The organism is Micromonospora fluostatini (assembly GCF_050410825.1).
Taxonomy (GTDB): domain Bacteria; phylum Actinomycetota; class Actinomycetes; order Mycobacteriales; family Micromonosporaceae; genus Micromonospora; species Micromonospora rosaria.
Window position 1 is genome coordinate 4,748,470 of record NZ_CP191251.1, and the last position, 13,928, is coordinate 4,762,397.

Sequence of the window (13,928 nt, forward strand, 5' to 3'; positions counted from 1 at the left end):
AGCCCCATGGTGGCACCTTCGCAGCCTACGATCGCCGGGTGACGAGTGCGTCGACAGCGCAGAGCGCCAGCGCCGACCGAGCCGGGGCCCAGTCCCCGGGCAACGGTACGGACTCCCCCGACCCGACGGCGGAGGCTCCCCGGGCCGGTGGGGGTGGTGGCGTCCCCGCCATCGTCCGCCGCCGGCTCGCCACGGTCGAGGCCCGGCTGGACGCGTACTCCTGGCTGGCGACCGCCGTGGTGGTGACGATCGCGGCGATCCTGCGCCTGGTCGGGTTGACCTACCCCAAGGGCAAGATCTTCGACGAGGTCTACTACGCCCGCGAGGGCTGGCAGCTCGTCGACAAGGGCGTCGAGTGGAACTACAAGGACGACGTCGCCGCGTACGTGGTGCACCCGCCGCTGGGCAAGTGGCTCATCGGGGCCGGCGAGTGGGCCTTCGGGTACGTCGACACCGAGCAGGGCTTCAACGTCCCGGGCGCGCTGACGACCACCGCCCCCGAGTTCGGCTGGCGGATCTCGGCGGCGATCGCCGGCATCGTGTCGGTGCTGCTGCTGGTCCGCATCGGCCGGCGGCTGTTCCGCTCCACCGCGCTGGGCTGCGCGGCCGGGCTGCTGCTCGCGCTGGACGGCTTCCACCTGGTGCTCTCCCGCACCGCGCTGCTCGACATCTTCCTGCTGCTGTTCGTGCTGGCCGCCTTCGGCGCCCTGGTGCTCGACCGGGACGCCCGGCGTCGCCGCTGGCAGCGGGCCCTCGACGCCGGCCTGGACCCGGCCACCGACCGGCCGGCCGGCGGCTGGCGGAACTGGCCCTGGTGGCGGCTGGCCGCCGGGGCACTGCTCGGCCTCGCCGTCGCGGTCAAGTGGAGCGCGCTGTACTTCCTGCCCGCGTTCGGCCTGCTGGCCCTCTTCTGGGAGGTCGGGCTGCGCCGCTCCGCCGGGGTCCGCCGGCCGTGGCGGGGCGCCCTGCTGGACGAGATGCCGTGGCTGGTCCTCACCGGCGTGGTGCTGATCCTGGCGTACCTGTCCACCTGGTCGGGCTGGTTCCTCACTGACCACGGGTACTACCGCACCCCCGACCAGTACCAGCACGTCACGGCGCTGAGCGACACCCCGGTCATCGGCGCCCTGCAGAACCTGTGGGAGTACCACAAGGCCGCGTACGGCTTCCACAGCGGCCTGAGCGAGCCGCACAAGTACCAGTCCTGGCCGTGGCAGTGGCTGCTGCTGGGCCGGCCGGTCGCCTTCCACTACTCCGGGGACGGGCCGTGCGGCGCGGCGAGCTGCGCCTCCGAGGTGCTGCTGCTCGGCACCCCGCTGCTGTGGTGGTCGTTCCTGCCGGCGCTGGCCGCGACGGCCTGGCTGGGCCTGGCCCGGCGGGACTGGCGGGCCGGGGCGATCCTGCTCTGCGTCGCCTTCGGGCTGCTGCCCTGGTTCTACTACGCCCTCCAGGGCCGGACGATGTTCTCCTTCTACACCGCCCCGGCGCTGCCGTTCCTGGTGCTGGCGGTGACCTACGTGCTCGGCGCGATCGCCACCCCCTACGACGGGCCGGTCCCGAGGCGCGCGACGGCCACCGGTCCGGGGACGCCTCCGGATGCCGCCCCGGCGGTCGCCACCGAGGCCGGGACAGCCGCGGAGCAACCGGCGGTCGCCGCGGGGACGACCGGGCCGGGGGCGACGGCCACGGCGGAGAAGACCGACGCCGAGGCGGAGGCGGAGCAGGCCCGCGCCGACCGGCGGCTGGTCGGCGGCTTCATCGTCGGCGCGTACCTGCTGCTGGTCGCGCTCTGCTTCGCGTACTTCTACCCGATCTTCGTCGGCAAGGTGATCACGTCCGCCGAGTGGTCGGCGCGGATGTGGCTGGACGGTCGCTGGATCTGAGGCCACCGGGCTCGTCGGGGCCGGCCCGCCTGCGGGTCGGCCCCGCTCGCCGTCCGGCGGGGCGGCCCACAGGTGCACGGGGGCGCGGGCGCGGAGAAGGCGCAGACAAAGACGCGCGCCCCGATCGCCTGCCACGGGGGAAGCGGGCGATTGGGGCGCGCAGGAAGAGCTTAACCACCTCGCACCACTGGCACAACGGGTCAACTTGATTCAGATTTCCGTCGGATGCGCTGACAGCCAAATGGTTTACATCCGACATCTAACGTACGGTCATCTTCCGGCGCGACGGCGCACGGTCATCGACCGGCGTGACGGTCCCGGCCCCCACCGGTGTCGTGGGGTTGCAGTACCGTCACCGGAACCGGTGCCGGGCGACCGGCTCGACAGCGGCACGGAGACAGGCGACGGCTGAGGGTCTGGGGACGGGTGAGGGTGATGCGTGATCTGCTGCCGCCGACGGTCGCGGTGGCCGTGGCCGAGTCGGCGGACTGGACCGGGTCGCTGCTCGCGGCCGAGCGGGCCGGTCTCGGCGAGGGCGCGGTGGAGAGCCGGCGGCGGGACTTCACCGCCGGTCGGGTCTGCGCCCGGCGGGCGATGGCCGCCCTGGGGCTGCCCCCGGCCGCGGTGCCCTCGGCGCCCGACCGGGCCCCGGTCTGGCCGGCCGGGGTGGTCGGCACGATCACCCACACCCGGGGCTACTGCGCGGCGGCGGCGGCCCGCAGCAGCGAGATCCGGTCGGTGGGCATGGACGCCGAGCGGATCAAGGAACTCGACCCCGGGGTACGCCGGTTGATCTGCCTGCCCGAGGAGGAGGAGCGCGGCGCCCGGCTGCCCGCCGGGGTGCCCTGGCCGATCGTGCTGTTCAGCGCGAAGGAGACCGTCTACAAGGTCTGGCACCCGGTGGTCGGCTCCTGGTTGGACTTCCACGACGCCCTGGTCGACCTCGACCCGGAGGCGGGCACCTTCACCGCGCGGATCGCCCCGGCCCGGGTCGCGGCGGCGACCGTCACCGACGCCCCCGCGACCGTCACCGGACGGTTCGCCGTCGATGCCGGCCTGGTCCGCACCGCCGCGGTGCTTCTTCCCCGCTGAGCCCGACGGCCCTGGTCAGACGGTTGCCCAGGCACGGTACCGTCCAGGCTGTTCGAGATCGTCCAGGTGCCCGAGGAGTACGGTGAGCAACCCCCAGCCCCCACACGGGCCCCAGGATCCGCACCACCCGGCCCAGCACCCGTCGAACCAGTCGCAGTACCCCGCCGACCCGACCGCCCCACCGCCCCCGCCGAACGACCCGTGGGCCAAGCAGGACGAGGCGCAGACCCAGGACGAGCCGTGGGTCGGGGGCGGGGAGACCTGGACGACACCGGCCCACCCGCCGCTCGCCGAGAGCGCGACCCCGCCCGGCGGTGACGGTTGGCCGCCGCCCACCCCGCCGTACCCGCCCACCAAGCCGTACCCGACGGCCACCCCGTACCCGTCGGCCTCCGCCACCCCGCAGCCGCCGATCTCCGGGCAGCCGTACGGCCAGCAGCCCATCTCGGGCCAGCCCTACGGCCACCAGCAGCCCCCCGTCTCCGGCCAGCCGTACGGCCAGCAGCCCATCTCGGGCCAGCCCTACGGCCACCAGCAGCCCCCCGTCTCCGGCCAGCCGTACGGCCAGCAGCCCATCTCGGGCCAGCCCTACGGCCACCAGCAGCCGCCGGTCTCCGGGCAGCCGTACGGGCAACCGCCGGTCTCCGGGCAGCCGTACCCGCCGGCCGCCGCGTACCAGCCGGCCGGGCCGCTGCCGCCCGCCCAGGCGTACCCGCTGGGGCCGCCCGCGGCGGCGAAGACCTCGTCGAACCGGACCGCGCTGGTCGTCGTCGCCGTGGTGGCGGCGCTGACCCTGCTCTGCTGCGGTGGGGGCGTCGCCGCGCTGATCGCCGGCGGTGCCCTCACCGAGGGTGAGGAGGCAGGCGTCGATCCCACGCCGTCGGTGAGCATCGCGCCGACCGAGGCCCAGCCGACCGCCCCGCCCGCCACGCCACCGACCACCCCGCCGGTCGCCTCGCCGTCCACCCAGGCGCCGCAGGGCGAGACGTACAACATGAAGGCCGGGGACACCCTGGTGCTCACCGACGACGACGGCGTCCTCGAGATCACCGTGACGAAGTTCAGCAGCACCGACAAGGCCTGCCGGTCGTTCTCCGGCCCGCCGAGCAAGGGGTTGTACCTGATCGCCGAGGTGGAGGCCGAGGTCACCAAGGGGACCTCCTCGATCAACCCGATCTACTTCGAGTGGGTGGCCGAGGACGGCACCACGACCAACGGGCTGGCCGGCATCATCGCCGGCTGCGGTGACTCGCTCGCCTCCGGCAACAACCTGCCGGCGGGTACCAAGCGCAGCGGCGTGGTGGTGTTCAACGTGGCCGACGACGACGGGGTGCTGGAGTACAACCACCGGTTCCGCTCCGCCGGCTCCTGGAGGCCGTAACGCCGCAGACCGACCCGACGACAGTGGGGCCGGCCCCGCTGTCGTACGCCCACCGGCCACGCCGCCGGCACCCCGTCCACGGCCGTCGCGGTCCCGCCGCGCTGACCGGCGCACCGGTCCTCACCGTCGTGCGCGCCCGGTGGGGGTGCGCACGACGGTGAGGCCGGCGGGCGGCCGGAGCCCGTCCTCGGCCGCCAGGAGGTCCCGGACCGTCCCGACGGGGCCACCGACGACGCTCACCCCGAACCGCTCCGGGTCCCGTTCCCCGCGCCGGCACTCCTGCCAGGCCCGCCCGCCGACGAGGAACGCGTCGCGCGGCACGTCCATCGGATCGAACCCGATCCGGTACGCCTCGGCCGCTCCCCCGGCGAGCTGCGGGTCCGCCAGCCGCCAGCCGTCTCCCGATAGAACTCCGGCTCGTCCATCCGACGAGCCTAGGCTCCACATGCGACACCGGAAGGCCGCCGAAGTCCGGAATCCCGCCGCACCTCCGTCAGTGCGTGGCGACCAGCACCGCGTCCGGCTCGACGCCGGCCAGCCGGGCGGGCCGCACCACGACGAAGAGCACCAGCGTCGCGGCCACCATCCCACCGGCCACCACCAGGGCCATCGCCACCGCGCCGGTGCCGAGGACACCGACCAGGGGCGCGGCCACCGCACCCACGCCGAACTGCACCGCGCCGAGCAGGGCCGAGGCGGTGCCGGCCGCCTCCCCGTGCCGGGACAGCGCCAGGGCCGGCGCGTTCGGCATGGCCAGACCGGCCGCCGCGAGCACCACCCAGAGCGACACCAGCAGCGCCGGCAGCCCGCCGAGCCCGGTCGCGGCCACGGCGAGCAGCACCAGCCCGGCCACGCTGCCCGCCGCGAGGGAGACGACGAGGATGCGTTGCGGCGAGTACCGGCGCAGCAGGCGGACGTTGAACTGGGTCGCCGCGATCAGGCCGACCGCGCCCGCGCCGAAGGCCAGCCCGAACTCCTGCTCGTCCAGGCCGTACTGCCCCTGGAGCACGAACGACGACCCGGAGACGTACGCGAACAGCGCCGCCATGGCCAGGCCGGCGACCAGGACCAGCCCCACGAACGCCCGGTCGCGCAGCAGCGAGCCGTACAGCTTCGCGGTGCCGACCACCCCGCCGCGCCGTCGCCGCTGCGGGGGCAGCGTCTCGGGCAGGCCGAACGCGGCGACCAGGACGAGGATCACGCCGAAGACGGCCAGCGCCACGAACACGCCCCGCCAGTCCGTCCAGCGCAGCAGCCCGCCGCCGAGCGTCGGCGCGAGCACCGGGGCCGCCCCCATGACCAGCAGCAGCCGGGAGAGCAGGGTGGCGAAGGCCCGGCCGTCGAACAGGTCCCGGACGACCGCCATCGCGACGACCGAGGCCGCCGCGACGCCCAGCCCCTGCACCACCCGGAGCACGCCGAGCACCGCGATGTTCGGCGCGACGACGCAGAGCAGCGAGGCCACGATGTGCAGCGCGACGCCGGCGATCAGCGGCTTGCGCCGCCCGACCGCGTCGGAGAGCGGCCCGATCAGCAACTGGCCGAGCGCGAGACCGACCAGCGTGCCGGTCAGGGTCAACTGGACCTGCGCCGAGGTGGTCTCGAAGTAGTCGACGATCGCCGGGAACGCCGGCAGGTACATGTCGATGGTGAGCGGGCCGACGGCGATCAGCGACCCGAGGACGAGGACCAGCCGCAGGCGCTCCCGGGTGCTCATCAGGTCGCCGGGGGTCGGCGTGGTCGCCGGCTGCCCGGCGGCGTCGGTGACGGCGGTCATCGGGCCACCTCCCATCGGTCGGCACGGATCCGGGCCGGGCTCAGCACTACAGTCACACCTGGCTCCAACCCCGATCCGGCGCGCTGATTCCCGCTGACCCGAGAGGTAACTCAGGTCACAGGGGAAAGGGAAAGCGGCAGCGAACAGGGACTCGACCACGCTCGCGGACAGTAATACCTGTACCAGCTTAAGCGTTCCCGCGCGGCGAAGCGGGAACGCTGCGTCAGGCTCGGCGACGGAGCAGCCCGGTCGTCCACATACCGGATGCCTGACAAGAACCAGGTGATGCGGAGTGTCGACCGTCCTGAGGTGACCCACTACACCTACCGCGTCACGTGGTCTGCCGAAGACGGCGAGTTCGTGGCCACGTGCGCCGAGTTTCCGTCGCTCTCCTGGCTGGCCCGCACACAGATCGAAGCCTTGCACGGGCTACACGATCTGCTGCGGGAGGTGATCGCCGACATGGAGGAGCAAGGCGAGCAGGTGCCGCAGCCGTTTGCCGAACGCCGCTACTCGGGCAAGTTCAACCTGAGGGTCGGCGAGAGCCTGCACCGCGAGTTGGCCATCCGCGCCGCCGAGGACGGCATGAGTCTCAACCAGTACGTCCTGCGGAAACTCAACGCCGCCTGAGCCCGGGGGCCGGTCCGACACCTTTGGGTGCCGCCGGACAGTCCCGGGGGCACCCGCACCGGCTACACGCAGACCCAGCAGTACAGCCGGTGCTGCTGCTCGTCCGCGTGCCGGGCCAGGCGGGCCAACTCGCCCACGACCTCGGCCAGCGCCTCCGGATCGGCGTAGCCCCCGAACTCCTCGGTCCGCGACCAGGGGTCGGCGACCTCCGCCGCCCGCTGCGGGGTCAGCTCGGCCAGCGCCCGCTGCGTCTCGTCGGCGAGGGTGAGGACGAGTTGCTCGCCCCCGAAGCGCTCGGCCACCAGCGCGGCGGCGCGGGGCCGGGCGAAGAGGGTCTCCGTGTCGACCCCGGTGAGGAGTTCCTCCAGGGTCGCCACCTGGACCACCGGGTCGATGCCCTTGACCGACAGCACGTTCAGCCCGTGCTCGGAGAGCCGCATCCGCACCCGGGCCAGCCGCCGGATCGCCTCCTGGTCACCGGCGCGCAGCGCCTCCATCAGCCCCGGCCGGGCCGGCTCGGCCCCGCCCGGCCCACCGGGGAGGTCGATCGTGGCGGCGGCGTCCTCGTCGGAGGCGGCGGTGAAGTAGTCGTACAGGATCCCCATGCCGGTGATCATGCAGTACCGGTCCGACACGAGGCCGTGGCCCGGAGCAGGGGTGACCCGGCCACGCCGGCCGGGTCACCCCTGCGCCGGCTACGAGCGCACCGGCGCGTGCGGCTGCCCGGACGACGCGGGCGCCCCGGGGGTGCCGGCGCGCAGCGGCAGGTTGAGCTGCTCGACGGCGGCGCCGACGAGCGCGTCCGTGGTGAGCCGGAGGTCGAGGACGACGCCCCGCTCGTCCGGCCAGAGCGGTTCCAGGGTCGCGGTCTGCGAGTCGAGCAGGCTGGCCGGCATGTAGTGGCCGGCGCGGACCGACATCCGCTCCCGGATGACCTCGGTCGGCCCGTCCAGGTGCACGAACTCCACCCCCGGCGGGCCCTCCCGGAGCAGGTCCCGGTAGGAGCGCCGCAGCGCCGAGCAGGCCAGCACGGTCGACACGCCCGCCCGGTGCCGGCCGGCCATCCAGTCGGCCAGGGCGCGCAGCCACGGCCACCGGGCGTCGTCGTCCAGCGGTACGCCGGCCCGCATCCGGGCCACGTTGGCCTCGGAGTGGAACTCGTCGGCCTCGGCGAAGGTCAGCCCGGTCACCTCGGCGAGGCCCTGCGCCACGGTCGTCTTGCCCGCGCCGGAGACGCCCATCACCACGATGTGCCGGGTCGACGGGGCCTCACCAGTCATGGACGGTGCCGTCCTTGAGCCGGTTGAACGGCAGGTACGCCGGCTGGTACGGGAAGCGCGCGGCGGCCTCCTCGTCCAGTTCCACGCCGATGCCGGGCTGCTCGCCCGGGTGCAGGTAGCCGTCGACGAAGGTGAACGACTGGCGGAACACCTCGTTGGTGAGGGGACCGTGCCGCATGTACTCCTGGATGCCGAAGTTGTGGATGGCCAGGTCCAGGTGCAGCGCGGCGGCCATGCCCACCGGCGAGATGTCGGTCGGCCCGTGGATGCCCGACTTGATCTGGTACTGCGCGGCGAAGTCGAGCAGCTTGCGCATCGCGGTGATGCCGCCGGTGTGGGTGACCGCCGACCGCACGTAGTCGATGAGCTGCTCGCGGATCAGCGTCTGGTAGTCCCACACGGTGTTGAAGATCTCGCCGATGGCCAGCGGGGTGGTGGTGTGGTGACGCACCAGCCGCAGCGCCTCCTGGTTCTCCGCCGGGGTGCAGTCCTCCAGCCAGAACAGGTCGTACGGCTCCAGGGCCTTGCCCAGCTTGGCGGCCTGGATCGGGGTCATCCGGTGGTGGCCGTCGTGCAGCAGCGGCAGTTCGGGGCCGAACTCGGCGCGGACCGCCTCGAAGACGCCGGGCAGGTGCCGCAGGTACGCGCGGGTGTCCCAGTCCTCCTCGGCCGGCAGCGGGATGCGCTGGGCCGGCTCGTAGTCGTACCGCTTGCCGTCGCCGGCCGGCTGGGCGGCGACCCCGTACACGGCGTTGATGCCGGGCACCGACGTCTGCACCCGGATCGAGCGGTACCCCTGCTCCAGGTGGGCCCGGATCGAGTCGAACAGTTCCGGCAGGTCCCGGCCGGAGGCGTGGCCGTACGCCATGATGCCGGTGCGGGACGCGCCGCCGAGCAACTGGTAGAGCGGCATGCCGGCGGCCTTGGCCTTGATGTCCCAGAGCGCGACGTCGACGGCGGCGATGGCGGCCATGGTGACCGGGCCCCGCCGCCAGTACGCCGAGCGGTAGAGGAACTGCCAGGCGTCCTCGATGTTGTGCGCGTCGCGCCCGATCAGCAGCGGGACGACGTGGTCGCGCAGGTACGAGGCGACGGAGAGTTCGCGCCCGTTGAGGGTGCCGTCGCCCAGCCCGGTGATCCCGTCCTCTGTGGTGATCTTCAGGGTGACGAAGTTGCGGTCCGGGCTGGAGACGATGACGTCAGCGGCGACGATCTTCACGGGGTTGCCTTTCTCAGGGGGGTCCTCAGCGGAGGGTGGTTCCGGCGGCGCTGCCGTTGATCAGGGACAACTCGTCGCGGCGGGGCAGGCCCTCCCAGTCGCCGTGCCCGGCGACCGCGAACGCGCCGAGGGTGACCGCGCGGTGCAGCCGGTCGACGAGGGCCAGCCCGTCGAGTTGTCCGGAGAGGTAGCCGGCGGTGAACGCGTCACCGGCCCCGACGGTGTCCACGGCGGTCACCGGCACCGCCGGGGCGTGGGTGACGCCGTCGCGGGTGTACGCCCGCGCGCCGTCGGCACCGAGCTTGACCAGCACCGTCCGGACACCCCGGTCGAGCAGGGCGGCGACGGCGGTGGCCTCGTCGGCACCGGCCTCGGCCACCAGGTCCAGCTCGTCGGCGGAGGCGATGACGACCGACGCGTACCCGGCCAGCGGGGTCAGCGTCGCGCGGGCGTCCTCCCGGGACCAGAGCCGGGCCCGGTAGTTGACGTCCAGCGAGACGGTCGTACCCGACGCCACCGCCTCCCGCGCCGCCCAGGTCGCGGCCTGGTGGGCCGCGTCGGACAGCGCCGGGGTGATCCCGGTCAGGTGCAGCAGGCGGGGGCCGGCCGCGAGCGGGCCGCGCAGGTCGTCGACGGTCAGCGCGGAGCCGGCCGAGTCCGCCCGGTGGTACTGCACCCGGGTCACGTCCTCGGTGCGCCGCTCCAGGAACATCAGCCCGGCGGGCCGGCCGGGGTCCCGGCGTACCCCGGTGGTGTCGACGCCCTCGGCGCGCAACTGGCGCAGCACGAACTCGCCCAGTTCGTCGTCGCTGACCCGGCCGACCCAGGCGACCCGGTGGCCGAGGCGGGCCAGCCCGATCGCCACGTTCGACTCGGCGCCGCCGAGGTGCATGGTCAGCGGCCCGCCGACGGCCAGCGGCCCGGACGAGCGCAGCGAGACCAGCGACTCGCCGACGGTGAGCAGGTCGAGGTCACTCATGCCGTCACCTCGCTGACGGTTCGCTCCCGACGGTCGCTCATACCGCCACCTCGCTGCGCTCGGCGTCGGCATGGACCACTGTGCCGATGGTTCGCTCCCGACGGTCGCTCACGCCGCCACCTCGCCCCGGGCCACCGCGACGTACTCGCGGGCGCGGGCGCGCAGCGCGTCGAGGTCGCCACCGGAGGCGGCGTCACCGACCAGCGGCCCGCCCACCCCGACGGCGACCGCCCCGGCCGCCAGGTACGCGGGCACCTCGGCCAGGCCCACCCCGCCGACCGCGACGAAGGGGATGTCCGGGAACGGGTCGCGCACCGCCTTCAGGTACGCCGGCCCGCCCACGGACGCCGGGAAGAGCTTGACCGCGCTGGCCCCCAGCCGCACCGCCGTGTACGCCTCGGTGGGGGTGAGCGCCCCGGCGGCGACCGGCAGGCCCCGCCGGGCCGCCTCGGCCACCGAGTCGACCACCGCCGGGGTGACCACGAACTGGGCGCCGGCCGCCGCCACGTCGGCCACGTCCGCGCTGGTCAGCACGGTCCCGGCACCGACCAGGCAGCCCGGCGGGGCGGCCTGGCGCAACGCCTCGATGGCGGACAGCGCGTCGGGGGTGGTCAGCGCCACCTCGACGATCGTCACGCCCTCGGTCAGCAGCGCGGTGCCGGCCGCGACGGCGGCGGCGGTGTCGGTGCCACGGATGACCGCCAGCAGGCGGGTCGCGGCGAGTTCGGCGGTGAGGTCGAGGGTCATGGTCACCATTCCGCGTAGGAGCCGTCGGAGTGCCGGAACATCGGGCTGCGCCAGGCGTGGCCCCGCTTGTCGGCCGCCCGGACCGCCTGCTCGTCGATCTCGACGCCCAGGCCGGGCGCGGTGAGCCGCTGCACGTAGCCGTCGACGAAGGTCAGCGGCTGCTGGTCGACGCAGTAGTCCAGCACCTCGGCGCCGAGGTTGTAGTGGATGCCGATGCTCTGTTCCTGGATCAGGTAGTTCGGCGTGGCGAAGCCGACCTGGAGGCAGGCGGCCAGGGCGATCGGGCCGAGCGGGCAGTGCGGGGCGAGCTGCACGTCGTACGTCTCCGCCAGGGCGGCGATCTTGCGTACCTCGGTGATGCCGCCGGCGTGCGACAGGTCCGGCTGGGCCACCGCGATGCCGGCCTGGAGCACCGGCAGGAACTCCTGGCGGTTGTAGAGCCGCTCCCCCGTCGACACCGGGGTGGTGGTGGAGCGGACGAACTCGCCGATCAGGTGCGAGTTCTCCGGGACGACCGGCTCCTCCAGGAAGAACGGCCGGTACGGCTCCAGCAGCGGCGCCACCCGGCGGGCGTTGGCGAGGGTGAACCGGCCGTGGAAGTCGACGGCCACGTCGCGGTGGTCGCCGAGCACCTCCCGGGCGGCGGCCACCCGGGCCACCACCTCGTCGAGTTCGGCGACCGAGGCGAGCGGGCTCATCCGCCCGGAGGCGTTCATCTTCACGGCGGTCAGCCCGGACTCGACGCGGGCCGCGATCTGGTCGCGGACCTCGCTGGGCTCGTCGCCGCCGACCCAGCCGTACACCCGGATGCGGTCCCGGACGGGGCCGCCGAGGAGCTGGTGCACGGGGGCGCCGTACTTCTTGCCGGCGATGTCCCACAGCGCCTGGTCCAGGCCGGCGACGGCGCTGGCCAGGATCGGGCCGCCCCGGTAGAAGGAGCCCTTGGTCATCACCTGCCAGTGGTCCTCGATCCGCAGCGCGTCCTTGCCGATCAGCAGCTCGCTGAGCTGCTCCACGGCGGTACGGACGGTCTCGGACCGGCCCTCGCAGGTCGCCTCGCCCCAGCCGACGATGCCGGATTCGGTCTCCAACCGCACGAACAGCCACCGGGGTGCGACGAGGAAGGTCTCGACGCGGGCAATGGTCGTCATGGTCGCCTCAGCCCTTCGTCGCACCGGCGGTGAGGCCGGAGACGATGTACTTCTGCACGAACAACGCGATGATCATGATGGGCAGGGTGACCACCGTGGTCGCCGCCATCAGACCGCCCCAGTCGATGCTGGCGTACCCGACGAAGTCGAAGATCGCCACCGGCAGGGTCTTGGTGTTCGCGCTGGAGAGCACCAGGGCGAACATGAAGTTGTTCCAGGAGAAGATGAAGGACAGGATCCCGGCGGTGGCGATACCCGGCACCGACAGGGGCAGGGTGACCCGCCGGAACGCCCCGATGTGGGTGAGCCCGTCGACCAGGGCCGCCTCCTCCAGCTCCGCCGGCAGCCCGTCGAAGTAGCCCATCATGATGTACACGATCAGGGGCAGGGAGACGAACATGTGGCTGAGGATCAGGACCCCGAAGCCGCCGACCATCTGCAGGTTCGAGAAGACGTAGTACCAGGGCACCAGCAGCGAGACGCCGGGGATGACCCGGGCCATCAGCACCACCAGGGCCGACTTCTTCATGTTGAACCGGCTCATCGAGTACGCCGCCGGCACGCCGAGCAGCAGGGACAGCGCGGTCGCCGCGAAGGCCACCCAGAGGCTGTTGAACACGAACTCGAGGTAGTTCGCCTGCTGGAAGACGGTGTCGTAGTTGGTCAGGGTGGGGCTGAAGATCAGCGCCTTGCTGGAGTCGTAGATGTCGACGTTGGTCTTGAAGGAGGCGGCGACCATCCAGAGCAGCGGCGCCACCAGGGAGAGCACCACGAGGACGAGGGCCACCACCCGGAAGACCTGGTATCCGGTGTTCTTCTTCATCGCCGGCCCTCCTCCTTCTTGCGGCGGGCGGTGAGGGCCCACATGACGCCGATGATGAGCATGAAGAACAGGATCAGCACCGTCGACGATCGGCCGTACTCGTTGTAGTCGAAGCTGAGGCCGTAGGCGTACACGTTGAGGGTCTCCACCTCGTTGAAGGAACCGCCGCCGCGACCCTTGGTGGCGTAGAGGATGTCGAAGGTCTTCAGGGCGTCGATGCCGCGCAGCAGCACCGCGACGATGACGGTCGGCATCAGCAGCGGCAGGGTGACGTGCCGGAACCGCTGCCAGGCGCTCGCCCCGTCGATCATCGCCGCCTCCTGCGGCTCGTCGGAGAGGGAGGTGAGCCCGGCGAGCAGGATCAGCACCACCATCGGGGTCCACTGCCAGATGTCGATGAAGATGGTGGTGGCCAGGGCGGTGTTCTGCCCGGCCAGCCAGGGCTGGGGGCCGATGCCGACCCAGCCGAGCATCTGGTTGGCCATCCCGATGTTCGGGTCGAAGATGAGCCGCCACATCATGCCGACCGCGACCGGGGTGGCGACCAGGGGCAGCAGGATGGCCACCCGGACCCACTTCTCCCCCTTGAAGGGCCGCCACAGCAGCAGGGCGATCGCCATCCCGAGGACGACCTGGAACAGCAGCGCGACCCCGGTGAAGATGCCGGTCCGCATCACGGCGGGCCAGAACCGGTCGGTGTCGGTCAGCACGTCCAGGTAGTTCTGGATGCCGATGAAGTTCGAGTCCGCCCGGACCGACCCCCGCGAGTCGGTGAGACTCAGGTACAGGGTCCAGCCGAGCGGAAAGATGATCAACACGGCCACGAAGGCCATTGCCGGAGCCGCGAAGAGCCACTTGCGGTGATCGTTGGCCCAACGCGCCCAGCGGGGGGTGTCGGAGATGGCGGTGGCGCGCGGCGCCTCGCTGGGTGCGGTTGCTGCTGGCATGAGTTCTCCGTCGTGGGGA

The 13,928-nt window shown here is 72.9% G+C and carries 14 protein-coding genes; 4 read left to right on the forward strand and 10 right to left on the reverse strand.

Annotation, left to right across the window (positions count from 1 at the left end; translation table 11 throughout):
* The first annotated feature begins 38 nt into the window (after window positions 1–38).
* From ACQUFX_RS20750 to ACQUFX_RS20760, 3 genes are all read left to right on the forward strand, one after another.
* Window positions 39–1,883: a dolichyl-phosphate-mannose--protein mannosyltransferase gene (locus ACQUFX_RS20750; protein WP_428962003.1), complete on the forward strand. Its 1,845-nt coding sequence runs from the start codon at window positions 39–41 to the stop codon at window positions 1,881–1,883.
* Window positions 1,884–2,318: 435 nt separating this feature from the next.
* Window positions 2,319–2,975 carry a 4'-phosphopantetheinyl transferase family protein gene (locus ACQUFX_RS20755; protein ID WP_428962004.1) on the forward strand — a complete coding sequence of 219 codons (657 nt, stop codon included), beginning with the start codon at window positions 2,319–2,321 and terminating at the stop codon, window positions 2,973–2,975.
* An 82-nt stretch (window positions 2,976–3,057) separates the two neighbouring features.
* A complete protein-coding gene (locus ACQUFX_RS20760; RefSeq protein WP_428962005.1) occupies window positions 3,058–4,356 on the forward strand; it encodes a hypothetical protein in 1,299 nt (432 codons plus the stop codon).
* Window positions 4,357–4,476: 120 nt separating this feature from the next.
* Here ACQUFX_RS20760 and ACQUFX_RS20765 read toward each other — a convergent pair whose 3' ends face one another.
* Together ACQUFX_RS20765 and ACQUFX_RS20770 are read right to left on the reverse strand one after the other, a co-directional pair.
* Window positions 4,477–4,803: a hypothetical protein gene (locus tag ACQUFX_RS20765; RefSeq protein ID WP_428962006.1), complete on the reverse strand. Its 327-nt coding sequence runs from the start codon at window positions 4,801–4,803 to the stop codon at window positions 4,477–4,479.
* A gap of 46 nt (window positions 4,804–4,849) precedes the next feature.
* A complete protein-coding gene (locus tag ACQUFX_RS20770; protein ID WP_428967019.1) occupies window positions 4,850–6,073 on the reverse strand; it encodes a multidrug effflux MFS transporter in 1,224 nt (407 codons plus the stop codon).
* A gap of 369 nt (window positions 6,074–6,442) precedes the next feature.
* Between ACQUFX_RS20770 and ACQUFX_RS20775 the strand changes: the two genes are divergently transcribed.
* Window positions 6,443–6,763 carry a type II toxin-antitoxin system HicB family antitoxin gene (locus ACQUFX_RS20775; protein WP_428962007.1) on the forward strand — a complete coding sequence of 107 codons (321 nt, stop codon included), beginning with the start codon at window positions 6,443–6,445 and terminating at the stop codon, window positions 6,761–6,763.
* A gap of 62 nt (window positions 6,764–6,825) precedes the next feature.
* Here ACQUFX_RS20775 and ACQUFX_RS20780 read toward each other — a convergent pair whose 3' ends face one another.
* From ACQUFX_RS20780 to ACQUFX_RS20815, 8 genes are all read right to left on the reverse strand, one after another.
* Window positions 6,826–7,368, reverse strand: coding sequence for a hypothetical protein (locus ACQUFX_RS20780; RefSeq protein ID WP_428962008.1), 543 nt, complete (start codon window positions 7,366–7,368; stop codon window positions 6,826–6,828).
* Window positions 7,369–7,458: 90 nt separating this feature from the next.
* Entirely contained in the window at window positions 7,459–8,043 is a 585-nt protein-coding gene (locus ACQUFX_RS20785) for a gluconokinase (protein WP_428962009.1), read from the reverse strand.
* Complete coding sequence (gene manD, locus ACQUFX_RS20790) at window positions 8,033–9,262, reverse strand: D-mannonate dehydratase ManD (protein ID WP_428962010.1); 1,230 nt, start codon at window positions 9,260–9,262, stop codon at window positions 8,033–8,035. Before manD ends, ACQUFX_RS20785 begins: the two co-directional genes overlap by 11 nt.
* Before the next feature lie 25 nt (window positions 9,263–9,287).
* Entirely contained in the window at window positions 9,288–10,241 is a 954-nt protein-coding gene (locus tag ACQUFX_RS20795; protein WP_428962011.1) for a sugar kinase, read from the reverse strand.
* 108 nt (window positions 10,242–10,349) lie between these two features.
* Entirely contained in the window at window positions 10,350–10,988 is a 639-nt protein-coding gene (locus tag ACQUFX_RS20800; protein ID WP_428962012.1) for a bifunctional 4-hydroxy-2-oxoglutarate aldolase/2-dehydro-3-deoxy-phosphogluconate aldolase, read from the reverse strand.
* A gap of 2 nt (window positions 10,989–10,990) precedes the next feature.
* Window positions 10,991–12,139 carry a galactonate dehydratase gene (gene dgoD, locus ACQUFX_RS20805; RefSeq protein WP_428962013.1) on the reverse strand — a complete coding sequence of 383 codons (1,149 nt, stop codon included), beginning with the start codon at window positions 12,137–12,139 and terminating at the stop codon, window positions 10,991–10,993.
* A 7-nt stretch (window positions 12,140–12,146) separates the two neighbouring features.
* Entirely contained in the window at window positions 12,147–12,962 is an 816-nt protein-coding gene (locus ACQUFX_RS20810; RefSeq protein ID WP_428962014.1) for a carbohydrate ABC transporter permease, read from the reverse strand.
* A complete protein-coding gene (locus tag ACQUFX_RS20815; protein WP_428962015.1) occupies window positions 12,959–13,909 on the reverse strand; it encodes a carbohydrate ABC transporter permease in 951 nt (316 codons plus the stop codon). Before ACQUFX_RS20815 ends, ACQUFX_RS20810 begins: the two co-directional genes overlap by 4 nt.
* Window positions 13,910–13,928: the final 19 nt, after the last annotated feature.